Raw genomic sequence first — 24,445 nt, 5'->3', positions numbered from 1 at the left:
AACTCTTCTTCTACTTATCGGCAGTTCTGCGCCAGACTATAGCCAGTCAAGGCGAAAAGCCAGTTCGGCCACCTCCCAGCATGCCTAGTGAACTCACGTGCCAACTCAAATTCCAAAGACCCTAGACGCCTGGATCAAACTGCTCGACAGCGTGCAACTGCCGGTGCCGCTGGACAGTCACGAGCGGGTAAAAGCCGCCATCGGCGACAGCCGCCGCTCGCTGCGTGACATCGCCGACCTGATGCAGGACAGCCCCGCGCTGGTGCTCAGCGTGATGCGCGAAGCCAACCGGCATACCCACGCCAGCATGGCCGAGCCGGCCGAAAGCCTGGAAATCGCCCTCAACCGGCTTGGCCTCAAGCGCGCCGAAGAACTGCTGCTGCGCCTGCCCACCGCGCCGCCGGCGCAGATCCCCAAGGCCCTGCGCCACCTGCAGATGATCAGCCTGCATGCCAGCCAGCAGGCCAGCGGCCTGTTCGCCAGCCAACTGGCGCGGCTGTGGCAGGAGATCCACTGGGGCAGCCTGCTGTTCCTCTCGCCGTTGTGGACCCTGGCCCTGGCGCACCCCAAGCTGATCGAGGAATGGGAAGTGCGCGTGGTGCACCGCGGCGAGCCGGCCCTGCGCGTGGAGCGCGAACTGTTCGGTGTACCCCTGCTGGCGCTGTGCCGCGCCCTGGCCGACTACTGGCGCCTGCCCAACTGGGTCACCCAGGGCTACCACGTGCTCAGCGAAGAACGCCGCCTGCTGGTCAAGGTCATGCACATCGCCCGCCTGCACGACAACCCGCTGCGCCAGCAACAGCTGCTGGACGCCGACCCGGCCCTGCGCCGCTGGCTCAACCAGCCGGCCAACACCGTGCTGCTGGCCAACGGCCTGGCCCTGGCGGCGCAGCACGCCTGGGACTGCCCGCACAGCCAGCGCTGGCAACGCCTGACCAGCCTGTACCTGCAGGTGCCGCTGAGCGACGTGCAGCAACAGGTGCACCAGCAGGCCGCCAACAGTGCGCGCCTGCACGCCGACGACGACCTCTACCACCCCGCCGAATCGCTGATCTGGCCGACCGGCTCGCACTACGTGCACCGCCGCCTGCGGCCTGCCGACGTGCCCTCGACCGAATCGCTGGGGGCCTGGCGCAAGTACTGCGCCGACCTGCTGGTGGAGCCCAGTGCATTCACCAACGCCATGCACCTGACCACCTACGCCCGCGATGCCCTGGTGGCCTGCGGCATGCAGCGGGTGATGATGCTGATGGCCGACAAGGGCATGACCCACCTGCGCGTGCACCAGATCGCCGGGCTGCCCGCCGAGGCCGGCGGCCTGGTGGTGCCGCTCGCCCAGAGCAAGCTGCTGCAACGCCTGCTGACCCAGTCGGCACAACTGCGCCTGACCCCGGACAACTATGCCCAGTTCGGTGCCCTGCTGCCCGGCACCCTGCGCGTGCTGTTCCGTGGCCAGCACCTGCTGCTGCGCTCGCTGTCGAGCAACGGCAAGGTGGTGATGGTGGTGCTGGCCGACCAGGGCGGCGGCCCGTTCTCGGAGATCAGCGTGCAGGCGTTCGGCAAGACCGCCCAGTGCATCGAGCGCGCCCTCACCGCCTTCAGCAACCGCAGCACCTGACCCATGCGCTACAATCGCCCACTCTGTTCCGATCTGGAGACTCTGGATGACTGACTTTTCCGGCTTGCCCCTGGTGATTGAACCCGCCGACCTGCAAGCCCGCCTGGATGCGCCGGGGCTGATCCTGGTCGACCTGACCAGCACGAAACGCTATGGCAGCGGGCACATTCCCGGTGCGCGCTTCGTCGACCCCAAGCGCACCCAGCTGGGCCAGCCACCGGCGCCCGGGCTGCTGCCGAGCCAAGGCGACCTGGAAAAGCTGTTCGGCGAGCTGGGGCACAACCCGGACGCCGTGTATGTGGTGTATGACGACGAAGGCGGCGGCTGGGCCGGGCGCTTCATCTGGTTGCTGGATGTGATCGGCCATACCCGCTATCACTACCTCGACGGTGGCGCGCTGGGCTGGACCGGCGAGCTCTCGACCGATGTGCCCGCGCCCGCTGCCGGCAGCGTCAGCCTGACCCTGCACGAAGCCCCCACCGCCACCCGCGAATACCTGCAAAGCCGCCTGGGCGCTGCCGACCTGGCGGTCTGGGATGCCCGCAGCCCGCAGGAATACCGCGGCGAGAAAGTGCTGGCCGCCAAGGGCGGACACGTCCCGGGCGCGGTCAACTTCGAGTGGACAGCCGGCATGGACCAGAACGATCACCTGCGCATCCGCAAGGACATGCCCCAGATCCTCGAGCAGTTGGGCATCACCCGCGACAAGGAAGTGATTACCCACTGCCAGACCCACCACCGCTCCGGCTTCACCTATCTTGTGGCCAAACACCTGGGCTACCCACGGGTCAAGGCCTATGCCGGCTCATGGGGCGAATGGGGCAACCACCCCGACACGCCTGTAGAAGTTTAAGGAAATTCAATGAAATCCCGCTTGTTCATCATCAGCCAGTACCTGCTGCCCCACCACCTGCTGTCGCGCCTGGCCGGCTGCGTGGCCGAATGCCGCGTGAAATGGTTCAAGAATGCCTTCACCGCCTGGTTCGCCAAGCGCTACCAGGTCGACATGTCCCAGGCCCAGGTCGAAGACCTGACCGCCTACGAGCACTTCAACGCATTCTTCACCCGCGCGCTCAAGCCGGATGCCCGCCCGCTGGACCAGACCCCGGGGGCGATCCTGTGCCCGGCCGACGGCGCTGTCAGCCAGCTGGGCCCGATCGAGCATGGCCGCATCTTCCAGGCCAAGGGCCACAGCTTCAGCGCCCTTGAGCTGCTGGGCGGCGACCCGGCCAATGCTGCGCCGTTCATGGGCGGCGAATTCGCCACCATCTACCTGTCGCCCAAGGACTACCACCGCGTGCACATGCCGCTGGCCGGTACCCTGCGCGAGATGATCTACGTGCCGGGGCGGCTGTTCTCGGTCAACCAGACCACCGCCGAAAACGTGCCGGAGCTGTTTGCGCGCAACGAGCGCGTGGTGTGCCTGTTCGATACCGAGCGCGGGCCGATGGCCGTGGTGCTGGTGGGCGCGATGATCGTGGCGTCGGTCGAGACGGTATGGGCCGGGCTGGTCACGCCGCCCAAGCGCGAGCTGAAGACCTTCCGCTACGACGAGGCAGCGCGTGCACCGATCCACCTGGAAAAAGGCGCCGAGCTGGGCCGCTTCAAGCTGGGTTCGACGGCTGTCGTGCTGTTCGGGCCAGAGCAGGTGAAGTGGGCCGAATCGCTGGGTGCGGGGTCGGTGGTGAACATGGGCGAATGCCTGGGGTTGCCGGCGCAGCACGCCTGACCCAACAAAAAGCCCGCAGCGATGCGGGCTTTTTTGTGCCTGGCTGTCGGGCCTCATCGCGGGTCAAGCCCGCTCCCACAGGGGCTGCACGGCCTTCTGAAGCGATGGCAAACCTGTGGGAGCGGGCTTGACCCGCGCAGCGGCCGCGCTTTCTCAGTCGCGACCGTCGCGATCCCTGAAGCCCAGCAGGTACAGCACCCCATCCAGCCCCAGCGTCGAGATCGCCTGCTTGGCCGACTGCTTGACCAGCGGCTTGGCCCGGAACGCCACGCCCAGGCCGGCAATCGCCAGCATCGGCAGGTCGTTCGCACCGTCGCCCACGGCAATCGTCTGCTCCATCTGCAAGCCTTCCTTGCGTGCCAGCTCGGTCAACAGGTCAGCCTTGCGCTGCGCATCGACAATCGGCTCCACGGCCACGCCGGTCACCTTGCCGTCCACCACTTCCAGCTCGTTGGCAAACACATAGTCGATGCCCAGCTTGGCCTGCAGCTGCTTGGCAAAGTAGGTGAAGCCACCCGACAGGATCGCGGTCTTGTAGCCCAGGCGCTTGAGCTCGGCGAACAGCACCTCGGCGCCCTCGGTCAGGCGCAGCGAAGCACCGATCTCGTCCAGCACGTTGACGTCCAGGCCCTTGAGCAGCGCCAGGCGCTCCTTGAAGCTGGCACGAAAATCCAGCTCGCCACGCATGGCACGCTCGGTGATTTCCGACACCTGCTCGCCCACGCCTGCCGCCTTGGCCAGCTCGTCGATGACCTCGGCCTCGATCAGGGTGGAGTCCATGTCGAACACCGCCAGGCGACGGTTGCGGCGGAACAGCGAGTCCTGCTGGAAGGCGATGTCGACGTTCAGCTCCTGCGCCACGCTGAGGAACTCGGCACGCAGGGCCTGCGGGTCGGCCGGCTCGCCACGCACGGAGAACTCGATGCAGCCCTTGCCCTGGTCGGCCGGGGTGTCCAACGCGATACGACCCGACAGACGGTCGATATGGTCGATGTTCAACCCGTACTGGGCGGTGATGGAGCTCACCCGCTGCAACTGCTCGGCAGTGACCTTGCGCGTCAGCAGGGTCACGATGTGGCGGGCCTTGCCCTGGCCGTCGACCCACTGCTGGTAGTCCTGCTCGGAAACCGGGGTGAAGCGCACCTGCTGGTCCAGCTTGTACCCGGTGAAGAGGATGTCCTTGAGCACGGCGCTGGCCTGCTCGGTGCTGGGGATTTCCACCAGGATGCCGAACGACAGCGTGTCGTGGATGACCGCCTGGCCGATGTCGAGGATGTTCACCCCGCCCTGGGCGAGCACGCCGGTAATGGCCGCGGTGAGACCCGGACGGTCCTCGCCGGTGATGTTAATCAGAACGATTTCGCGCAAAACGGGCTCCGACACAGTGACAAAACGCGCATTCTACCCACTTTCGCAGACCATCGGGCGCAGTCGATACTTTGCCGGCCCATGCCCTGTCGCTATACTGCGCAGCACCTTCTCCGACATAAAGAGCCGCGCTCTGTGAACCGGCCCACGCCAGTTAAAACCGACAATTTCTTCCTGCTGATCTTCCGTGCCCTGCGCCAGCGCCGTGTGCCGTTGGCCTTGCGGATCGCCTGCCACAACGTGTTTCTGGTAGCGCTGGCGCTGGTCATCTACGCCGGGGTCATGGGCCTGCAGTTCAAGCAGGCCATGCACGAGCAGGCCGACGCCCTGGGTCAGAGCCTGACCACGCAGACCGCCACGTCTGCCACCGAACTGCTGGTGTCCAACGACATCCTCAGCCTCAACGTGCTGCTCGGCAACCTGGTGAAGAACCCGCTGGTGGCCCATGCCGCCATCTACAGCGTCGACAACCGGATCCTCGCCGAAGCCGGCCAGCGCCCGAAAAACGGCCTGCTGGGCGAGGTCGAGGGCCTGTACCAGACCAAGATCACCTTCCAGGACGTGACGGCCGGGCAACTGCGCATCAGCCTGGACATGAGCCAGTTCCAGCAGCCGCTGACCATCAGCCTGCAGAGCATGGGCATTCTGGCGGCGATCCTGCTGGCCCTGGCCCTGGCCTTGAGCCTGCGCCTGGGGCGCTTCATTTCGACGCCGCTGCTGCAACTGCGGGTGTGGCTGCGCGACCTGGATGCCTACACCCCGGCCACCGACCGCCAGGACGAGATCGGCGACCTGGCGCGCCAGCTGCATTCGCGCTTTGCCCCGCCACCGCCGGAGCCTGAAGCAGAGCCCGAGGAAGAAGACGACTACGAGGAACACGAAGCGCAGCCGGCCTTCCAGGTGCGCAACCTGCGCGAGCCGGCGCTGGAGCCCAAGCCGGCGCTGCCCAGGCCTGTAGCGCATGATGAAGACGACGACGAGGCGTTTGCCGACCTGCGCGACGACAGCGATGCCGCGCCGCAGGCTGTAGTACCCACTGCGCCACGCGAGCCGCAGGCCAGTGCGGTGCTGGCGGTGCAACTGGGCTCCCAGGAGCAACTGCGCCGCCTGCCTCGGGCACGTCTGACCGAACTGCTGGACCGCTACCGCGACTGCCTCGACCAGGCCGCGTCGCTGTATGAAAGCGAAGTGCACACACTCAACGATGGCAGCACGCTGCTGCTGTTCCACAGCTCGGAAAGCGGCGAGGACTACCTGACCAACGCCATCTGCTGTGGCGAACTGCTGCGTGCCCTGGGGCATGCGTTGCAGGTGGAAGTGGCCGACAGCGGGATTACCCTGCAATTGCAGCTGGGCCTGGCGCTGGGTGAAGACCTGCACGGCCTGAGCCAGATCGACCTGCTGCTGACCGACAAGGCCCAGGATGCCCTGGCGTTGTCGCAACACAGCCGCAACCTGCTGCTGGTGGAGCGCAAGGTCAGTGATGATGCGCTGATTCGCCAGCGTGCCCGCATCCGCCCGATTGCCAGCCCTGAAGGGGCGTGCTGTGTGGAGCGCCTGATGGAGCCGTATCCGTCGATGCTGGAGCGCCAGCTGGCACGGATGCACGAGCGCCAGATCAAGACCTGAGGCCCCGTAGGAGCCGGTTTCAACCGGCCACAAAAAAGCCCGCATCGCTGCGGGCTTTTTTGTGGCCGGTTAAAACCGGAACACTTCCATCTCGGTACGAATCGGTGTCGCCATCGGAATCTTCGGCTTCTCCGGCTCCTTGCGCACCTGCTGTACCGGCGTGGCCTTCTTCGGCTGTTCCTGCACGATCGGCGGCTGATTGGCCAACGGCTTCAACGCCACGCTCAGCTGCTCGGCCAGACGCTGAAGCAGTTGCCCCTGCGCCTGTACCTGCGCCGCCGAGCTGCCTTCATGGGGCTGCTCGAAATGCACGATGCGGTTGTCACGCACCTGGCCACGACGATCAAGCAAGCGCCACTGGGCATCGAGGATCGCCGGCTGGCCAACGCCCGAGTCCAGGCGCGTGATCGACAGCAGCACCTGCACATCCGGGTTGAACCCGGTGCTGGCCGGTGCCAGCACCACACGCTGGCTGTCCAGGCGCCAGGCCAGCTGGCGCACCAGCAACTGGTCGATATCGGCCGACAGGCTGCCCGCCCAGCGACCATCGGTCGCCGCCGTCAGGCTGCCGTCACGCTGGCGTTGCAGCAGGGTTTCGCGTTGCAGGTAGTCGGCCACCGAGACCGGCCCCAGCACCACGGCCATGCCGTTGCTCTGGCCAGGTTGCCCCGGCTCGCCACTGTCGAGCTGATACAGCGCTACCGGCTGGTGCATGCTGCACCCGGCCAAGCCCAGCACGCCACTGAGCAGTAGAACAAATGGAAGGCGCAGAAAAGTCATCATCCCATCCAGGCGGCCGCCACACGGCTTGCCGCAGTGATACTCATGAATACGTCGGGCACACAGCTACGCTGGCACCACAAGGGGCCTATCATCCGCGAAAGTTCCGTGCGACTCCAGTGTTTAAGCCGCAAACGGTCACTAAAATACCCGTTTGCGGCCACCAGGTCGCTTATTCGACGTTTTCCACCAGCAGCGCATCGACCCGCTGGAAGCCGCGCGGCAGCTTGTTGCCACGCCGCCCACGCTCGCCCTTGTAGTGCTCCAGGTCATCGCCCTTGAGCGACAGGGTACGCTTGCCGGCCTGCAATACAAGGGTCGAACCTTCGGGAATCACTGCCAGGTCGGTGACAAATTCTTCACGACTGGCCACGCGGTCGCCCGGAATGCCGATGATCTTGTTGCCCTTGCCTTTGCCCAGCTGTGGCAGGTCGCTGATCTTGAACACCAGCAGGCGCCCTTCGGTGGTCACCGCCGCCAGCCAGTCCTGCTCGCGGTTGCCCACCGGGCGCGGCAGGATCACCTTGGCGTTGTTCGGCAGGCTCAACAGGGCCTTGCCGGCCTTGTTCTTGGCCTGCAGGTCTTCGCCCTTGACCACGAAGCCGTAGCCGGCATCGGAGGCAATCACGTACAAGCCGTCATCCTCGGGCATCAGCACGCACTCGAACGAAGCACCGGGCGGCGGGGTCAGGCGACCGGTCAGCGGTTCACCCTGGCCCCGTGCCGACGGCAGCGTATGCGCCGGCACCGAGTAGCTGCGGCCGGTGGAGTCGATGAACACCGCGTACTGGTTCGAGCGCCCCGCGGCTGCGGTCTTGAAGCCGTCACCGGCCTTGTACGAGAGCCCGGTGGCATCGATGTCGTGGCCCTTGGCCGAACGTACCCAGCCCTTCTCGGACAGCACCACCGTGACCTTTTCGTTGGGCAGCAGGTCGTGCTCGGTCATCGCACGGGCTTCGGCGCGCTCGACGATCGGCGAGCGACGGTCGTCGCCATAGGTTTCGGCGTCCTGCAGCAGTTCGGTGCGCACCAGTTTCTTGAGCTTGGCTTCGCTGCCCAGCAGCGCCAGCAACTTGGCCTGTTCCTTGAGCAGTTCGTCCTGCTCGTTGCGCAGCTTCATCTCTTCCAGACGGGCCAACTGGCGCAGGCGCGTGTCGAGAATGTAGTCGGCCTGGATCTCGCTCAATGCAAAGCGCTCGATCAACCTGGCCCGCGGGTGCTCCTCGGTACGGATGATGTGGATCACTTCATCCAGGTTGAGGTAGGCGATCAGCAAGCCGTCCAACAGGTGCAGGCGACGCTCCACCTTGTCCAGGCGGAACTGCAGGCGACGGCGCACGGTCTGCACGCGGAACTGCAGCCACTCGACCAGCAGCGTGCGCAGGTTCTTCAACTGCGGCTTGCCGTCCAGGCCGATGATGTTGATGTTGACCCGGTAGCTGGACTCAAGGTCGGTACTGGCGAACAGGTGCTGCATCAGCGCTTCGTGGTCGACGCGGCTGTGCACCGGGATGATCACGATGCGGCACGGGTTCTCGTGGTCCGATTCGTCACGCAGGTCGGCCACCTGCGGCGCCTTGGACGGCTTGGCCTGCATCATCGCGGCGATCTGTTCCAGCACCTTGGCGCCCGACACCTGGTGCGGCAGCGCGGTGACCACGATGTCGCCGTCCTCGATGTGGTACACGGCGCGCATGCGCACCGAGCCACGGCCGGTTTCGTAGATTTTCAGCAGGTCGGCTCGCGGGGTGATGATCTCTGCTTCGGTCGGGTAGTCCGGGCCCTGGATGTGCTCGCACAGCTGTTCGACCGTGGCCTTGGGCTCGTCGAGCAGGCGCACGCAGGCGGTGGCCACTTCGCGCAGGTTGTGCGGCGGCACGTCGGTGGCCATGCCCACGGCGATACCGGTGGTGCCATTGAGCAGGATGTTCGGCAAACGTGCCGGCAACACCAGGGGCTCGTCGAGGGTACCGTCGAAGTTCGGGCCCCAGTCCGCAGTGCCCTGGCCCAGTTCGCTGAGCAGCACCTCGGAATAGCGCGACAGGCGCGCTTCGGTGTAGCGCATGGCCGCGAAGGATTTGGGATCGTCCGGCGCACCCCAGTTGCCCTGGCCGTCGACCAGGGTGTAGCGATAGCTGAAGGGCTGCGCCATCAGCACCATGGCTTCATAGCAGGCCGAATCGCCATGCGGGTGGAACTTGCCGAGCACGTCACCGACGGTACGCGCCGATTTCTTGTGCTTGGAATCGGCGTCCAGGCCCAGTTCGCTCATGGCGTAGACGATGCGTCGCTGCACCGGCTTCAAACCGTCGCCGATATGCGGCAGCGCACGGTCCATGATCACGTACATGGAATAGTTGAGGTAGGCCTGTTCGGTGAAGTCAGCCAGTGACCGGCGCTCTACGCCATCGAGGCTGAGATCAAGGGAGTCGCTCATGCGGGCCTCATCATTTCAAGGTCTGGCGCAGCAGCAAGGTGCCGCCGCGCTGGGTAAATTCGAGTCGTTTCAGGGCACTCATGCCCAGCAGTACCTGCTCGCCGTCCAGCCCCGGCACCACCAGGGCGCGTACGTCGCGCAGCAGAATATCGCCCAGTTGCAGGCTGTCGAGGCGGGTGCGATAGCCCTCGGTACGACCATTGGCGGTACTCAGGGTCACGGGCGCACCACGCTCCAGGCTGAACTGCCGGGCCAGGCTCTCGGGGATCGCCACGTCGGTGGCGCCAGTATCCAGCAGAAAATGCACGGCCTGGCCGTTGATCAGACCGTCGGCCACAAAATGCCCCTGGCCATTGCCCAGCAGCCGCACCTCGACATAGCCATCGCCGTGCTGCGAGCTGATCTGGCTGTTGGGGTTGGCCTGGCGCTGTTCCCAGTCGCCGAAAAAGCGCGTAGCCAGGAACAGGCCGGCCGCCCACGCCAGCACCAGCATCACCCGGCCGGCACGCTTGCCCGGTGCCTGGCTCACGGTTTGGCGCTCCAGCCGCCCTGGGGCGCTGCAAAGCGCCACACGATCGGGCGGTTTTCGCCATCGGCGCGGCGACCGCCGTTGTTGTCCAGGCCTATCCAGGCACCCTTGGCATCGATCACCAGGGCCTCGGCCAGGCCGAACGGCTGCGAGTACTGCCGCGATTCGATCAGGGCATCGGCAGCGAACGACCAGCAGCGCTCCACGCTTCCAGTGTCGGCATCACGCCGGCAGATACGGTAGGCGTTGCGCTCCAGGGTGAACAGCTTGCCTTCGAACAGCGCCAGGTCGGCAAAATCCCGGGGCCGCTCGCGGGCGTTGGGCATCTGCGCAGGCTGCATCTCGGTGCCGGCCTCGCTGAGCAGCACGCAGCCATCACCGCAGTGCCAGGTGGTCTGCTGGCGATTGATCGAAATCAGCCCGCGGCGCTCGCGCTCGGCGGCCAGCCACAGGCGATCGCCGGCCGGGTTCACGGCGATGCCTTCGAACAATGCATTGAAGTGCAGCAGCATGCCGCTGGCGCGCGCCTGGCGGACCATGCTCGGGTCGATCTTCAGCCAGCTGGGGTCGCCTGCGACCGGTACCTTGAGCACCGCCACATGGGTTTCGCTGACCAGGTAGTGATTGCCTGCGGCATCGCAACTGATGCCTTCGAAATCCAGCTCGCCGCCGCGCACGTAGGACATTGCCCAGTTGCTCGAGCGCAGGCCCCAGGGCAGGCCGCTGTCCGGCACCGGCGGCACCTCCAGGCGAATACCTTCGGCCTGCCACACCGTCTGGGTGGTGTCCAGGCGGTACAGCAGGTCGTCGTCGCGGTCCGAGACGGTCCAGAGCTCGCCGTTGCACAGGGCCAGCCCCGACAGGTTGCCGCCACGCATGCCCTCTACCGGATGCTCGCTCTGCATCGCCAGCTCCGGCCAGGTTTCGGCCAGCGCCGGCACGCCCAGCAGTGACAACAGCGCTGCCAGGCACCGAGCGATCAAGCCAGTACCTCGGCCAGGTTGCCTTTGGACTCCAGCCAGCTCTTGCGGTCGCCCGCACGTTTCTTGGCCAGCAGCATGTCCATGATCTCGCGGGTGCCTTCGAGGTCTTCCAGGGTCAACTGCACCAGGCGCCGGGTGTTCGGGTCCATGGTGGTTTCACGCAGCTGCGGCGGGTTCATCTCGCCCAGGCCCTTGAATCGGGTGACCTGCGGCTTGCCGCGCTTCTTCTCGGCCACCAGGCGGTCGAGGATGCCGTCGCGTTCGGCCTCGTCCAGGGCGTAGTAGATCTCCTTGCCCAGGTCGATGCGGTACAGCGGCGGCATCGCCACGTACACGTGGCCGGCCTCCACCAGCGGGCGAAAGTGCTGCACGAACAGGGCGCAGAGCAAGGTGGCGATGTGCAGGCCGTCGGAGTCGGCGTCGGCCAGGATGCAGATCTTGCCGTAGCGCAGCTGGCTCATGTCGGTGGCACCGGGGTCGACGCCGATGGCCACCGCGATGTTGTGCACTTCCTGACTGGCCAGCACTTCGCCGCCGTCGACTTCCCAGGTGTTGAGGATCTTGCCGCGCAGCGGCAGGATGGCCTGGAACTCCTTGTCGCGCGCCTGCTTGGCCGAACCACCGGCCGAGTCACCCTCGACCAGGAACAGCTCGGCGCGCATCGGGTCCTGCCCGGCGCAGTCGGCCAGCTTGCCCGGCAGTGCCGGGCCCTGGGTCACGCGCTTGCGCTCGACCTTCTTGCTCGCCTTGAGCCGGCGCCCGGCGTTGTTGATCGCCAGTTCCGCCAGTTGCATGCCCACTTCGGGGTGGGCATTGAGCCACAGGCTGAAGGCATCCTTGACCACGCCGGAAACGAATGCGGCGGCCTCGCGGGACGACAGGCGCTCCTTGGTCTGGCCGGAGAACTGCGGCTCCTGCATCTTCATCGAGAGCACGAAGCTGATGCGCTCCCACACGTCCTCGGGGGCCAGCTTGACCCCGCGCGGCAGCAGGTTGCGGAACTCGCAGAACTCGCGCATGGCATCGAGCAGGCCCTGGCGCAGGCCGTTGACGTGGGTGCCGCCCTGGGCGGTGGGGATCAGGTTGACGTAGCTTTCCTGCACGCTGTCGCCGCCTTCGGGCAGCCACAGCAAGGCCCAGTCCACGGCCTCCTTGTTGCCCGCCAGGCTGCCGCAGAACGGCGCATCGGGCAGGCGCAGGAACTCGCTTACCGAGTCTTCGAGGTACGAGCGCAGGCCGTCCTCGTAATGCCACTCGACCTTCTCGCCGGTGCCTTTGTCCTCGAAGCTGACCAGCAGCCCCGGGCACAGTACGGCCTTGGCCTTGAGCACATGCTTGAGGCGGCTGATGGAAAACTTGGGCGAGTCGAAATACTTGGGATCGGGCGCGAAGTACACGCTGGTACCGGTGTTGCGCTTGCCGACGGTACCGATCACTTCGAGCTCGGTGGCCTTGAAGCCGTCGGCGAAGGTCATCTGGTACTCGTTGCCGTCGCGCTTGACCCGTACCCGTACCTGGTTGGACAGGGCGTTGACCACCGAGATGCCCACCCCGTGCAGGCCGCCGGAGAACTGGTAGTTCTTGTTGGAAAACTTGCCGCCGGCGTGCAGCTTGGTGAGGATCAGCTCGACGCCCGACACGCCCTCTTCGGGGTGGATGTCCACGGGCATGCCGCGACCGTCGTCGGACACTTCCAGCGAATGGTCTGCATGCAGGATGACCTGCACGGTGCGGGCGTGGCCGGCCAGCGCTTCGTCGACGCTGTTGTCGATGACTTCCTGGGCCAGGTGATTGGGCCGGCTGGTGTCGGTGTACATGCCCGGGCGCTTGCGCACCGGGTCAAGGCCGGAGAGGACTTCGATGGCGTCTGCGTTATAGGCGCTAGCGCTGGGATTGGCCATGGGTTCTCGTCGTCAGTCGTAGGTGAAAATAATCAGTCAAAGTACAGAAAAATCGAATGCCTGGTACACCTGCGGTGCAATGCCGGCAAAGCTCAGCATGGCCGGCAGGTGCTGCGCGAAGCCCTGGAAGCTGTGGTCGCCACCGGCCTCGATGCGTAGCGCACAGGCCCGATAGAAGGCCTGGGCACGGCGGTAGTCCAGGGTTTCATCGCCCGTCTGCAGCCATACCTGGAAGCGCTCGGGGTCGCTCGGTGCGGGCACTTCCAGCTCGGCCAGGGCCTGCACGTGGTCCAGTGTCAGCTCCCAGGTTTCCCCGGTGTAGAAATTCTGCTGCGGGCCCAGGTAGCCGTCGAACAGCTGGTGCGGATTGACGGCCGGGTTGATCAGCAGGGCCTTGAGCCCGTGGCGCTGGGCCAGGTGGGTGGCATAGTAGCCCCCGAGCGAGCTGCCGACCAGCAATGGCGAACCCAGCTCGGCGATGGCACGTTCAAGCTGCGCCACGGCCTGGCGCGGATGGTTGTCCAGCAGGGGCACGCGCAGCTGCCCGGCCAGCCCCAGCTGCTGCATCACACTGCTCAGCTGGCTGGCCTTGGTCGAACTGGGCGCACTGTTGAACCCGTGGATATAAAGAATCGAACCCGACATGATCGCCCCCGATGCCCATGCAACGCCCGTCGCAACGAGCACAAAAGACGCGCAGTTTAGCCTGTTCGAGAAGCCTTGAGCGGCAACTTTCAAACATCAGGTTACAACCGGGCGTTGATATTCGCGTTCACTTGCAGCTTGCAGCGCTCAGTACCCACTGCTGCCGTAATCGACGGTGAAGGCAAAGTCGGTCACGCGCGAGACCCCGGTCTCGAGCCTGCCGTCGTCATGCAGGCGCAGCCAGCGATACCCCGGGGCCTGGTCGCCCACCTTGAAGTCTTCACTGCCCGGCTCGAACTGAATGCAGGTGGACGGCGAAGCGAGCAGACGCACACCGTCACGCAACTGGTCCCACTCCTGGTGGATATGCCCCCAGAGCAGCGCGCGCACCTGTGGATAACCCTTGAGCAGGTCGAACAGCACATCGGCGTTGCGCAGCCCGATGGGCGCCATCCAGGCGCAATCGATGGAAACCGGCTGGTGATGGAAGCAGATCAGGCAATGGCGCTGCGGTGCGGCCTCCAGGGCCTGCCTGAGCAGTTGCAGCTGATCGTCTGCCAGCAGCCCCGGCACCGAGCCGCACACGGCCGAGTTGAGCATGATCACCCGCCAGGCGCCGGCATCCACCACCGGCTCGAGCAGCGCGCTGCCGCGTGCCACCTGCGCCATGGGGAACGGTTCGTCGTGATTGCCGGCCAGCCAGCGGGCCGGGGCCGGGATCCTGCCGCTGAGGGCCAGAAACTGCAGATAGGATTCGACGCTGCCATCCTGCGACAGGTCGCCGGTGGCCAGCACCAGGTCGACCACCGGCTGTTCGTCGAGTACCCGCTCGACCACACGGCGCAGGCTGTCGCGGGTGTTCATGCCCAGCAGCGTGCCTTCGGCTTCGGCGAACAGATGACTGTCGGAGAGCTGCACCAGCAGCACCGAGGCGTCACGGGAAGGGATGATCGAGTGCGGCAAGGCCGTCTCCTTGGGCGGATTCTGCACGATTATGGTGGGAATGCAGGCAACGGCAAACCCCGCGCCCACGACACCGGTCACATTTTCAGCGAACCGCTTCCAGTTCGTGGCCGCAGGCCAGGCAATGGCTCAGCCACTCGCCAAGGAACAGGTTGAGCTGGGCCTTTTCGTCCGGCTGGTGCATGGCCGCATTGGGGTATGGGTAGACACTGCGAAAGCGCCGCGCATGCTCGGCACTGACCACCTCGGCCATGCGCGCGTCGTGGTACACCTGCACCTCCAGCTGCGGCACCGGCAGCCACGGCAGGCTGTGCTCCTGGCGCACGCGCAGGGTGGTGGTGTAAGGGCAGGCCAGCACCACGTCGAGCACCAGCACGCCGAGCATCTGGTCACCCTGGGTCATGCCGATGCGGCGCGAGCTCTGGGTGGTGCGCATGTCGGGCAACAGGCGCATCAGGCGCGCATAGTTGGCCTCGCAGGCAGCCTGCAAGCCGACCAGATCGACCCGGTAGCGCTCGCGCAACAGATTCACGACCACAGCCCCCTGACTTCGTCACGGTTCAACGCCAGCCATTGCAGGGCGATGATGCTCGCGGCATTGGCAATGCGCCCATCGCGCACGGCCTGCAACGCATCCTCGAACGCCCAGGCCTTCACGCGAATGTCTTCGCCCTCTTCTTCCAGCCCGTGCAGGCCGCCCGCGCCGTCGCTGTGGCAACGCCCCAGGTACAGGTGCACGAATTCATCGCTGCCGCCGGGCGACGGAAAGTACTTGGTCATCGGCCACAGCGCACTGAATGTCAGCCCAGCTTCCTCCTGCGCCTCGCGGTGCGCAACCTCCTCGGGCTGTTCGTCCTTGTCGATCAGACCGGCGACCAGTTCCACCAGCCAGGGGTTGTCGACCTTGCCCATGGCGCCGACACGAAACTGCTCGATCAGCACCACTTCGTCACGCTGCGGATCGTAGGGCAGCACGCACACTGCGTCGTGGCGCACGAACAGCTCACGGCTGATCTCGCGGCCCATGCCGCCGGCAAACAGCTCGTGGCGCAGGTGCAGCCGGTCGAGCCGGTAAAAGCCCTTGAAGCAGTTTTCGCGCCGCACGATCTGTACGTCGGTCGGCATGGCCTTTGGCTTGTCTGTCATGGATACCTCGTTACCCCATTACCACGTCGCGCCATCCTAACCTGCACACTGCGCGGTTTCACCCCTTTAAAACAATCGTGCGGGCTGCGAGGATAGGCGCAGCCTTTCTTGTCAGCTTAGTGGCGAACCGACGGCATTGCCGACGGTCCAAGCCCGATTACCGTTGCACTACAAGGATCATCATGTCACTTGCGAAATTAGCCTGCGTGACCGCCCTGGCCTTGACCCTGGGCGCCTGCCAGAGCCTGTTCCAGCCCAACATGCGCGTGCCGCTCGAGGTCAAGCGCGACAGGTGGGAGCACATCAAGCCGGGCTGCACCGCAGCCGACTGCCCGCTGGTGAACATCGACACGGTGCACTTCCCCACCAACCCCAAGCTCGATGCGATCGTCGAGCGCAGCCTGCTCAAGCTCACCAGCGATGGCGAGGGCGCACCGTTGCCGGCCTCGCTCAAGTCCTACGAGGACAGCTACCTGCAATCGGCCCAGAGCCGCAACAGCAGCTACCTGCAGGCCAAGGTACGCGAGCAGCATGACGGCTTGGTGATCATCGAGTTGTCCAGCTACCTGGACACCGGCGGCGCGCACGGCATGCCGGGGCGCGGCTTCATCAACTATTCTCGCCAGCAGGACAAGGTGCTGACCCTGCAGGACATGCTGGTGCCGGGCCAGGAGGCAACCTTCTGGAAGACCGTCGAAGAGGCCCACAAGGGCTGGCTGATCAGCACCGGCATGGACAAGGACGCCGAGTTCGTGAAGAACTGGCCATTCCAGAAGTCACCGCACGTCGCCCTGACCTACGGCGCGGTGGTGGTGAAGTACGAGGTGTATGCCATCGCCCCGTACTCCATGGGCCACATCGAGCTCAAGATCCCCTACCCGCGCCTGAACGGCGTGATCAGGCCCGAGCTGTTTCCCGGCCGCGGTTGAAGCCCAGCAACAGATGCAGCGCCCCTGCCAGCAGCAAGGCTGGCAGGGTGGCGCCAACGTCCGCGGCGTAATGCGCCAGCACATGGTAGGTCGCCACGCCACAGGCCCACGCCACCAGCGCCCCGTAGTGCAGGCCGTCGACCACACTGGGCAGGCGACGCCGGCGCAGCACGTAGTGATCGCTCAGCACCACACCGAACAGCGGCGCGAACACCGAGCCGATCAGCAGCAGGAAGTTCTCGTACTGGCCCAGCGGCGCGAAGCAGGCGATCAGGGTGCACACCACACCGATCACCAGTGCCAGGTGCTCGACCTTCACGCCTGACAGCAGGCTGCTGGACACCGCCGCCGAGTGGATGTCGGCAAAGGCCTTTTCCGACTCGTCGAGCAGCACCAGCAACAGCGGGATGCCAAAGCCTGCGCCGGCCAGCGCCAGCAGCAGGGTGCTGGCTTCGCCATCGGTGGCGAAGGCCAGGATGTAGGCCACCCCCAGGCTCATCATCCACAGGTTGCCGATGAAGTAGCCCAGTGCGGTACCCACGAACACCTGCCCCGAATGCCTGCCGAAGCGCGAGTAGTCGGCAATCAGCGGCAGCCACGACAGCGGCATGGCGATGGCGATGTCAAAGCCCACCCCCAGCGACATCGAGCCATCCCCGGCGCGGGCCCACAGGGCGGCCAGGTCGGCCTTGGCGAACAGGTTCCAGGTCAGCCACAGGCAGGCGCCCAGCAGCAGCCAGATGCCCCATTTGCGCAAAATGCGGCGCACGAAGGTCAGCGGGCCGGCCACCGCCAGCGCGGTGGCCAGGGCGCCGAAGCACAGTGCCCACAACAGCGGGCTGACCCACAGGCTATCGGCGCCGAAGGCCCGCGCACCGAGCAGACTGGCGGCGTCGCGCATCACGATGATTTCGAACGCGCCCCAGCCAACCAGTTGCAGCAGGTTGAGAATGGCCGGCAGCGCCACGCCGTGGCGGCCCAGGCTCAGGCGCAGGGTGCCCATGGCCGACAGGCCGGTGTCGCTGCCGATGACGCCGGCGGCGGCCAGCAGCAGAACGCCGACCAGCGTGCCGAGGGTGATGGCCAGCAACGCGCCGGACAGGCCCAGGCCGGGGCCGAGCAAGGCGCCGGTCTGCAGCACCATCAGGCCGATGCCGAGGGAGAACCACAGGGAGAACAGGTCCCGCGCACCGAAGACGCGCTGGCTGTCGGGAATTGGGGAATCGGGGGAGTAGTGGCTGGGTGTGCTCACGATGAAGACTCGGCAGGAAATGTGGGTTGGATGGAAGGCCCTTTCGCGGGTCAAGCCCGCTCCCACGGGGTATCGCTGCTCTCTAGGGCAGCGGCATACCTATGGGAGCGGGCTTGGCCCGCGATGCTTTCAGACCTTCTGGTACAACTGGCTGCCTTCCTGGCGGAACCGCTCGGCCTGCTCGCGCATGCCCTCTTCTACCGCCACCTCGACCGGCTGGTTGGCGGCGTATTCACGCACTTCCTGGGTGATCTTCATCGAGCAGAACTTCGGCCCGCACATCGAGCAGAAGTGCGCGACCTTGGCCGAATCCTTGGGCAGGGTCTCGTCGTGGAACGAGCGTGCGGTGTCCGGGTCCAGGCCCAGGTTGAACTGGTCTTCCCAGCGGAACTCGAACCGCGCCTTGCTCAAGGCGTTGTCGCGGATCTGCGCGCCCGGGTGCCCCTTGGCCAGGTCCGCCGCGTGCGCGGCGATCTTGTAGGTGATGATGCCGGTCTTGACGTCGTCCTTGTTCGGCAGCCCCAGGTGCTCCTTGGGCGTCACGTAGCAAAGCATCGCGCAACCGAACCAGCCGATCATCGCCGCACCGATGCCCGAGGTGATGTGGTCGTACCCCGGCGCGATGTCGGTGGTCAGCGGGCCCAGGGTGTAGAACGGCGCCTCGTCGCAGCACTCGAGCTGCTTGTCCATGTTCTCCTTGATCAACTGCATCGGCACGTGGCCGGGGCCTTCGATCATGCACTGCACGTCATGCTTCCAGGCGATCTTGGTCAGCTCGCCCAGGGTCTCCAGCTCGCCGAACTGCGCCGCGTCGTTGGCGTCGGCGATCGAGCCCGGACGCAGGCCGTCGCCCAGCGAAAAGCTGACGTCGTAGGCCTTCATGATTTCGCAGATTTCGTCGAAATGGGTGTAGAGGAAGTTTTCCTTGTGATGCGCCAGGCACCACTTGGCCATGATCGAGCCGCCGCGGCTGACGATGCCGGTCACGCGCTTGGCGGTCAGCGGCACGTAGCGCAGCAGCACGCCGGCATGGATGGTGAAGTAGTCCACGCCCTGCTCTGCCTGTTCGATCAGGGTGTCGCGAAACAGCTCCCAGGTCAGGTCCTCGGCCACGCCGTTGACCTTCTCCAGTGCCTGGTAGATCGGCACCGTACCGATCGGCACCGGCGAGTTGCGGATGATCCACTCGCGGGTTTCATGGATGTGCTTGCCGGTGGACAGGTCCATTACCGTGTCCGAGCCCCAGCGGATGCCCCAGGTCAGCTTGGCCACTTCTTCCTCGATGGAGGAGCCCAGCGCGCTGTTGCCGATGTTGCCGTTGACCTTCACCAGGAAATTGCGGCCGATGATCATCGGCTCCAGCTCCACATGGTTGATGTTGGCCGGAATGATCGCGCGGCCGCGAGCGACTTCCTCGCGCACGAATTCGGCGGTGATCTCCTTGGGGATGCTTGCGCCGAAGCTGTGCCCGGCGTGCTGCTGGTCGAGCAGGCCGGCAGCGCGGGCCTCCTGCAGCTTCATGTTCTCGCGGATGGCCACGTACTCCATCTCGGCGGTGATGATGCCCTGGCGCGCGTAGTGCATCTGGCTGACGTTGGCGCCGGCCTTGGCCCGGCGCGGGTTGCGCACGTGGGCAAAGCGCAGCTTGGTCAGTTCCACGTCGTTCAGGCGCATCTGGCCGAAACTGGAGGACAGCCCGGCCAGGCGCTCGGTGTCGCCGCGCGCGTCGATCCAGGCCGAGCGCACATCGCCCAGGCCCTTGCGCACGTCGATCTGCACGGTGGGGTCGGTGTAGGGGCCGGAGGTGTCGTACACCAGCACCGGCGCGTTGGCTTCGCCGCCGAAATCGGTGGGGGTGTCGTCCAGGCTGATTTCGCGCATCGGCACCTGGATATCGGGGCGCGAGCCCTGCACGTAGATCTTGCGCGAACGGGTGAACGGCTGCACGGACTGCTCGTCGACCTTGGCCGATTCACTCAGGTGCGCGGGGTATTTTTGTTTTTGGCTCATCACAGGCTCTCCAGACGGGTTGGCAGTCGGAGTGAACCTGAAAGGCACGGGCGCACCAGGGCTGGTGCTGTGCCGAAAACGGAAGATGCCACACCAGCCAAAAAGCTGAAATGACAATCCCGCAGCCGACACAAGAGGGCTCGCGGGAGACGAGCAATCTTGTTCCCTACGCAGGCGCTAACCTGATCAGGTTCAACGGGATCCGGAATTATCCGATCTCAGCCTCAACGCAAGGCACCCCGACAAGAACGCGCCCAGCATAGACCGGTGCGACGCGAAACGCCAACAGTCCAAGCACAAGCATGATAAAAGGCGCAAATAGCGGATTGTTGCAAAATGCCTGCGCAACTACACTCATCGGTTCAGAAATACTCAACCGTTCAAGGACTGCCCTATGCTGCGCAAACTTTCACTGGCCCTCGCCGTGTCGTGTGCTACCAACGGAATGGCCTGGGCAGCAGAACCGCCCCTGTCGGTACGCACCGATCTGGTCAGCGTGTATCAGGAAGCGGTGAACAACAACGCCGACCTGGCCGCTGCCCGCGCCGACTACGGCGCCCGCAAGGAAGTGGTGCCCCAGGCCCGTGCCGGCCTGCTGCCCAACCTCTCGGCCGGCGCCGAGATGATGAACAGCCGTACGAAGATCGATCACCCCTCGATCACCGCCAACCGCAGCGGCAACTCCTGGCAGGCCACCCTGGCCCAGCCGATCTTCCGCGCCGACCGCTGGTTCCAGTTGCAGGCAGCCGAAGCGGTGAACGAACAGGCGGCGCTGGAGCTGTCGGCCACCGAACAGAACCTGATTCTGCAAAGTGCCGAGAACTACTTCGCCGTGCTGCGCGCCCAGGACACCCTGGCTTCGACCAAGGCCGAAGAAGCCGCGTTCAAGCGCCAGCTCGACCAGAGCAACGAGCGCTTCGATGTAGGCCTGTCGGACAAGACCGACGTGCTGCAGTCCCAGGCCAGCTACGACACCGCACGCGCCAACCGCATCGTCGCGCAGCGCCAGGTGGACGACGCCTTCGAGGCACTGGTGACCCTGACCAACCGCGACTACAACTCGGTGCAGGGCATCGTGCACACCCTGCCGGTGCAGGTACCCACGCCCAATGACGCCAAGGCCTGGGTAGAAACCGCCGCAAAGCAGAACCTGAACCTGCAGGCCACCAACTACGCGGTCAACGCGGCCGAGGAAACCCTGCGCCAGCGCAAGGCCGGGCACGCGCCGACGGTGGACGCGGTGGCGCGCTACCAGAAGGGTGACAACGACAGCCTGGGCTTCAGCAACCCCAACCTGACGGGCCAGAACTACCGCGGCGACGTGGAGCAGACCAGCATCGGCCTGCAGCTGAACATCCCGATCTACAGTGGCGGGCTGACCAGCTCGCAGGTGCGCGAGGCGTACCAGCGCCTGAGCCAGAGCGAACAGCAGCGCGAGAGCCTGCGTCGCCAGGTGGTGGAAAACACCCGCAACCTGCACCGCGCGGTGAACACCGACGTGGAGCAGGTGCAGGCGCGCAAGCAGTCGATCATTTCCAACCAGAGCGCGCTGGAAGCGACCGAAATCGGTTACCAGGTGGGTACGCGCAACATCGTCGACGTGCTGGATGCACAGCGCCAGCTGTACACCTCGGTGCGCGACTACAACAACACCCGGTATGACTACATCCTCGACAACCTGCGCCTGAAGCAGGCCGCCGGGACCTTGAGCCCGCAAGACCTGAATGACCTGGGTCGCTACCTCAAGCCCGACTACAACCCGGACAAGGACTTCCTGCCGCCGGACCTGGCCAAGGCGGCGCAAGCCAATTTCGAAAGGCCCTGAAACAGCTTCGCCGGCAAGGCCGGCTCCTACAGGTGTTGCGCACCCGTGTAGGAGCCGGCCTTGCCGGCGAACAGGCCTCACGCCTTGAGCAGATTCCCCAGCCCATCCAGCAGGCGCTTCAACGCCCCCTGATTGGCCCGCATCACCCCGACCCCCGCCTCGCCCATCTTCAGTGCATCACTGGGCAGCTCGATCAGGCGCCGCACCTCGGCCGCCAGCCCCTGGGCATCATCCACTTCGCACAACGCCCCCGCCTCGCGCAGCATCGCCGCGATCTCGAGAAAGTTGAACAGATGGGGCCCACTCAGCACTGGCCTGGCCAGTGCAGCCGGCTCCAGCAGATTGTGCCCGCCGTTGGGCACCAGGCTGCCGCCGACGAACGCGATGTCCGCCAGCGCATACAGAAACAGCAGCTCGCCCATGGTATCGCCCAGCAATACCTGGCAATCCGCCGTCACCGGCGCCCCGCCAGAGCGGCGCACCGTGGAAAACTGCGCTGCGCACAGCCCATGCACCGCGTTGAAGCGCTCCGGATGGCGCGGTACCAGCATCAGCAGCGCGTCCGAATGGTGCGCCAGCAACTGCCGATGCGCTGCCAGGATCACCTCGTCCTCGCCCTCATGGGTGCTTGCGGCAATCCACACCGGCCGTTGCAGCGCCTGCCACTCTTCACGCAGCGCCCTGGCGCGCACCGGCAGCTGCGCATCGATGGTCAGGTCGAACTTGATCGAGCCGGTCACCTGCACGCACTCGGGCCGCGCACCGAGCTGGCGAAAACGCTCGGCCTCGGTTTCGGTCTGCACCGCGATCAGGCTCATCTCGGCCAGCATCGGCCGGGTCAGCCCGGCAAAACGCGCATAGCCCTTGGCCGAACGAGCCGACAACCGCGCATTGGCCAGCGCCACCGGTATGCCACGTCGGGCGCACTGGTGGATATGGTTGGGCCACAGCTCGGTCTCCATGATCACCGCCAGTTGCGGGCGTGCACGCTCCAGAAACCGCGCCGCCGCCCACGGCAGGTCGTACGGCAGGTAGCAGTGCTGGATGCGTGGCTCGTTTGCGAACAGCGCCTGGATGCGCTCGGAACCGGTGGGCGTCATGCAGGTGATGGTGATCGGCAACTGTGGATAACGTTGCAGCAGGGCACGCACCATCGGCGCGGCGGCGATGCTCTCGCCCACCGACACCGCATGCACCCAGATGCCCCCCGGCTGCAGGGGCGGCAGCTTCAGGCCGAAGCGCTCGGCGATGCGCCGGGCATAGGCCGGCGCCTTGCGCGAGCGCAGGTACAGGCGCAGCGCGACCAGCGGCAGGCCCAGGTGAAACAGCAGGGTATAAAGGGTTCTGTTCATGGCGCCGAAGTGTACTAGCCAATGGCGCACAAATGCACTGCGAAGCGCTCGGCCAGCCAGCGCGCGGCCGGCCCCAGCGGCTCGTCGCGGCGCCATGCCAACTCCACCACCAGCGCCGGCGGGCGCCACTCGCTGGCAAGCTCCACCATCTGCTGCTGGTAGGCCGGGTACTGCACCACATGGCGCGGCAGCCAGGCCCAGCCCAGCCCGCGCATGAGCATCTCGGCCATCACGTAGAAGCTGTCGGCGCGCCAGATCTGCGGGCTGATCGGTTCGCCGCCAGGGTAGCCGCTCTGCTGGGGCGTGATCAGCAACTGACGGTGCTGCGCCAGCTGCTGGCGATTGACGCTGGCCAGTTGCGCCAGCGGGTGATGCACCGCGCACACGGTGACCATCTCCACGCTGCCCAGCGCCTGGCGCTCCAGCGCTGCAGGCATGTGCTCGTGGTGAAACATCAGGCCCAGGTCGGCACGGCGCTCCAGCAGCTTGCGCGCCACATCGCCCTGGGCCCCGCTGGCCACCTGGATTTCCAGCAGCGGGTACTGCACGGCCAGCTCGTCGAGGCTGTCGAGCACCGGCTGGAAGGGCATGGCCTCGTCCTGCGCCAGGCGCAGTTGCGCCTCCTGCCCGCGCATCAGCGCCTGCGCCCGGCCGTCCAGGCGCTCGCACTGGCGCAGCAGCTCGCGTGCCTCCTCGAGCAACGCCTGGCCGGCATCGGTCAGGCGCGGCTGACGCCCGCTGCTACGCTCGAACAGCGTGACCCCAAGGTCGGCCTCGAACAACGCGATGGCGTTGCTGACCGCCGACTGGGCCTTGCGCTGCTCACGCGCCACCGCCGAGAACGAGCGCAGTTCGGCGACCCGCACGAAGGTGCGCAGCTGTTCGAGGTTCCATTGACCGTGCATGCCAGCCTATCTCCAGAATAGATAGGTAATGACTTTACCCCATTGCGCCATCCTCTAGAATGCGCGACCAGAACAGAGGACTACCATGAACGCCTATACCTACCTGGCCATCGCCATCTGCGCCGAAGTCATTGCCACCGCCTCGATGAAGGCGGTCAAGGGCCTGAGTACGCCGCTGCCCCTGCTTCTGATGGTGTGCGGCTACATCGTGGCGTTCTGGATGCTGACCCTGGTGGTTCGCAGCATTCCGGTAGGCATTGCCTACGCCATCTGGTCGGGCCTGGGCATCGTGCTGATCAGCATCGCGGCGCTGGTGATCTACGGGCAGAAACTGGATGTGCCGGCCATGCTCGGCATGGCCATGATCGTCGGCGGCGTGGTGGTGATCCAGGTGTTCTCCAAAACCACCGGGCATTGATGAGCGACAGGGTACGAAACCTCACA

At 65.7% G+C, this 24,445-nt stretch carries 21 protein-coding genes and 1 riboswitch; of the genes, 7 read left to right on the top strand and 14 right to left on the bottom strand.

Annotated features, from left to right (window positions below; translation table 11 throughout):
• The first annotated feature begins 97 nt into the window (after positions 1 to 97).
• From B4I46_RS03870 to asd, 3 genes are read left to right on the top strand one after another with little or no spacing between them, the layout of a single operon-like run.
• Positions 98 to 1,618, top strand: a complete 1,521-nt coding sequence (locus B4I46_RS03870; protein WP_054916178.1) for an HDOD domain-containing protein — start codon at positions 98 to 100, stop codon at positions 1,616 to 1,618.
• 46 nt (positions 1,619 to 1,664) lie between these two features.
• Positions 1,665 to 2,471: a rhodanese-like domain-containing protein gene (locus B4I46_RS03865; RefSeq protein WP_043863550.1), complete on the top strand. Its 807-nt coding sequence runs from the start codon at positions 1,665 to 1,667 to the stop codon at positions 2,469 to 2,471.
• A gap of 9 nt (positions 2,472 to 2,480) precedes the next feature.
• A complete protein-coding gene (asd, locus tag B4I46_RS03860; protein ID WP_043863551.1) occupies positions 2,481 to 3,347 on the top strand; it encodes an archaetidylserine decarboxylase in 867 nt (288 codons plus the stop codon).
• A gap of 153 nt (positions 3,348 to 3,500) precedes the next feature.
• On the opposite strand, the gene serB is transcribed toward asd, so the two are convergent.
• The gene (serB, locus tag B4I46_RS03855; RefSeq protein ID WP_043863552.1) at positions 3,501 to 4,715 is read right to left on the bottom strand and encodes a phosphoserine phosphatase SerB; all 1,215 of its coding nucleotides are present in this window, start codon (positions 4,713 to 4,715) and stop codon (positions 3,501 to 3,503) included.
• Positions 4,716 to 4,850: 135 nt separating this feature from the next.
• On the opposite strand from serB, the gene B4I46_RS03850 reads away from it, so the two are divergent.
• Entirely contained in the window at positions 4,851 to 6,344 is a 1,494-nt protein-coding gene (locus B4I46_RS03850; protein ID WP_058541603.1) for a HAMP domain-containing protein, read from the top strand.
• A 69-nt stretch (positions 6,345 to 6,413) separates the two neighbouring features.
• On the opposite strand, the gene B4I46_RS03845 is transcribed toward B4I46_RS03850, so the two are convergent.
• The 9 genes from B4I46_RS03845 to B4I46_RS03805 all read right to left on the bottom strand — a co-directional run bounded on the left by B4I46_RS03845 (position 6,414) and on the right by B4I46_RS03805 (position 15,728).
• Complete coding sequence (locus tag B4I46_RS03845) at positions 6,414 to 7,124, bottom strand: PqiC family protein (RefSeq protein ID WP_043863554.1); 711 nt, start codon at positions 7,122 to 7,124, stop codon at positions 6,414 to 6,416.
• A 172-nt stretch (positions 7,125 to 7,296) separates the two neighbouring features.
• Complete coding sequence (parC, locus tag B4I46_RS03840) at positions 7,297 to 9,561, bottom strand: DNA topoisomerase IV subunit A (RefSeq protein WP_054915737.1); 2,265 nt, start codon at positions 9,559 to 9,561, stop codon at positions 7,297 to 7,299.
• Between the two features lie 10 nt (positions 9,562 to 9,571).
• A complete protein-coding gene (locus B4I46_RS03835) occupies positions 9,572 to 10,090 on the bottom strand; it encodes a retropepsin-like aspartic protease family protein (RefSeq protein WP_043863556.1) in 519 nt (172 codons plus the stop codon).
• Positions 10,087 to 11,073 carry an esterase-like activity of phytase family protein gene (locus B4I46_RS03830; protein ID WP_058541604.1) on the bottom strand — a complete coding sequence of 329 codons (987 nt, stop codon included), beginning with the start codon at positions 11,071 to 11,073 and terminating at the stop codon, positions 10,087 to 10,089. The genes B4I46_RS03835 and B4I46_RS03830 overlap by 4 nt, the downstream gene beginning before the upstream one ends.
• The gene (gene parE / locus B4I46_RS03825) at positions 11,070 to 12,974 is read right to left on the bottom strand and encodes a DNA topoisomerase IV subunit B (RefSeq protein ID WP_043863558.1); all 1,905 of its coding nucleotides are present in this window, start codon (positions 12,972 to 12,974) and stop codon (positions 11,070 to 11,072) included. Before parE ends, B4I46_RS03830 begins: the two co-directional genes overlap by 4 nt.
• Before the next feature lie 36 nt (positions 12,975 to 13,010).
• Entirely contained in the window at positions 13,011 to 13,619 is a 609-nt protein-coding gene (locus tag B4I46_RS03820) for a YqiA/YcfP family alpha/beta fold hydrolase (protein WP_043863559.1), read from the bottom strand.
• A 147-nt stretch (positions 13,620 to 13,766) separates the two neighbouring features.
• Positions 13,767 to 14,582 carry a 3',5'-cyclic-AMP phosphodiesterase gene (gene cpdA / locus B4I46_RS03815; RefSeq protein WP_255000650.1) on the bottom strand — a complete coding sequence of 272 codons (816 nt, stop codon included), beginning with the start codon at positions 14,580 to 14,582 and terminating at the stop codon, positions 13,767 to 13,769.
• A gap of 85 nt (positions 14,583 to 14,667) precedes the next feature.
• The gene (locus B4I46_RS03810; protein WP_043863561.1) at positions 14,668 to 15,120 is read right to left on the bottom strand and encodes a DUF1249 domain-containing protein; all 453 of its coding nucleotides are present in this window, start codon (positions 15,118 to 15,120) and stop codon (positions 14,668 to 14,670) included.
• Entirely contained in the window at positions 15,111 to 15,728 is a 618-nt protein-coding gene (locus B4I46_RS03805) for an NUDIX domain-containing protein (RefSeq protein WP_043863562.1), read from the bottom strand. The genes B4I46_RS03810 and B4I46_RS03805 overlap by 10 nt, the downstream gene beginning before the upstream one ends.
• Before the next feature lie 182 nt (positions 15,729 to 15,910).
• On the opposite strand from B4I46_RS03805, the gene B4I46_RS03800 reads away from it, so the two are divergent.
• Complete coding sequence (locus tag B4I46_RS03800; protein ID WP_043863563.1) at positions 15,911 to 16,657, top strand: RsiV family protein; 747 nt, start codon at positions 15,911 to 15,913, stop codon at positions 16,655 to 16,657.
• On the opposite strand, the gene cytX is transcribed toward B4I46_RS03800, so the two are convergent.
• Positions 16,626 to 17,909 (bottom strand): putative hydroxymethylpyrimidine transporter CytX, encoded by a 1,284-nt coding sequence (cytX, locus tag B4I46_RS03795; protein WP_043863564.1) that lies wholly within the window; start codon positions 17,907 to 17,909, stop codon positions 16,626 to 16,628. The genes B4I46_RS03800 and cytX overlap by 32 nt on opposite strands.
• A gap of 129 nt (positions 17,910 to 18,038) precedes the next feature.
• The gene (gene thiC / locus B4I46_RS03790) at positions 18,039 to 19,919 is read right to left on the bottom strand and encodes a phosphomethylpyrimidine synthase ThiC (protein WP_054915742.1); all 1,881 of its coding nucleotides are present in this window, start codon (positions 19,917 to 19,919) and stop codon (positions 18,039 to 18,041) included.
• 146 nt (positions 19,920 to 20,065) lie between these two features.
• Positions 20,066 to 20,171, bottom strand: a riboswitch (TPP riboswitch).
• 142 nt (positions 20,172 to 20,313) lie between these two features.
• On the opposite strand from thiC, the gene B4I46_RS03785 reads away from it, so the two are divergent.
• Entirely contained in the window at positions 20,314 to 21,744 is a 1,431-nt protein-coding gene (locus B4I46_RS03785) for a TolC family outer membrane protein (RefSeq protein ID WP_043863566.1), read from the top strand.
• A gap of 77 nt (positions 21,745 to 21,821) precedes the next feature.
• On the opposite strand, the gene waaA is transcribed toward B4I46_RS03785, so the two are convergent.
• Both waaA and B4I46_RS03775 read right to left on the bottom strand, forming a co-directional pair.
• A complete protein-coding gene (gene waaA, locus B4I46_RS03780) occupies positions 21,822 to 23,096 on the bottom strand; it encodes a lipid IV(A) 3-deoxy-D-manno-octulosonic acid transferase (protein WP_100632907.1) in 1,275 nt (424 codons plus the stop codon).
• Between the two features lie 14 nt (positions 23,097 to 23,110).
• Positions 23,111 to 24,001, bottom strand: a complete 891-nt coding sequence (locus B4I46_RS03775; RefSeq protein WP_043863568.1) for a LysR family transcriptional regulator — start codon at positions 23,999 to 24,001, stop codon at positions 23,111 to 23,113.
• Between the two features lie 85 nt (positions 24,002 to 24,086).
• Here B4I46_RS03775 and B4I46_RS03770 point away from each other — a divergent pair, with 85 nt between their 5' ends.
• Positions 24,087 to 24,419 carry a DMT family transporter gene (locus B4I46_RS03770; RefSeq protein WP_043863569.1) on the top strand — a complete coding sequence of 111 codons (333 nt, stop codon included), beginning with the start codon at positions 24,087 to 24,089 and terminating at the stop codon, positions 24,417 to 24,419.
• Positions 24,420 to 24,445 lie beyond the last annotated feature (26 nt).

Source organism: Pseudomonas sp. UBA7500, assembly GCF_002478435.1.
Classification (GTDB): Bacteria; Pseudomonadota; Gammaproteobacteria; order Pseudomonadales; family Pseudomonadaceae; genus Aquipseudomonas; species Aquipseudomonas palmensis.
The sequence above is the reverse complement of the archived record's forward strand: the minus strand, read 5'-3'. Positions and strand labels throughout refer to the sequence as shown.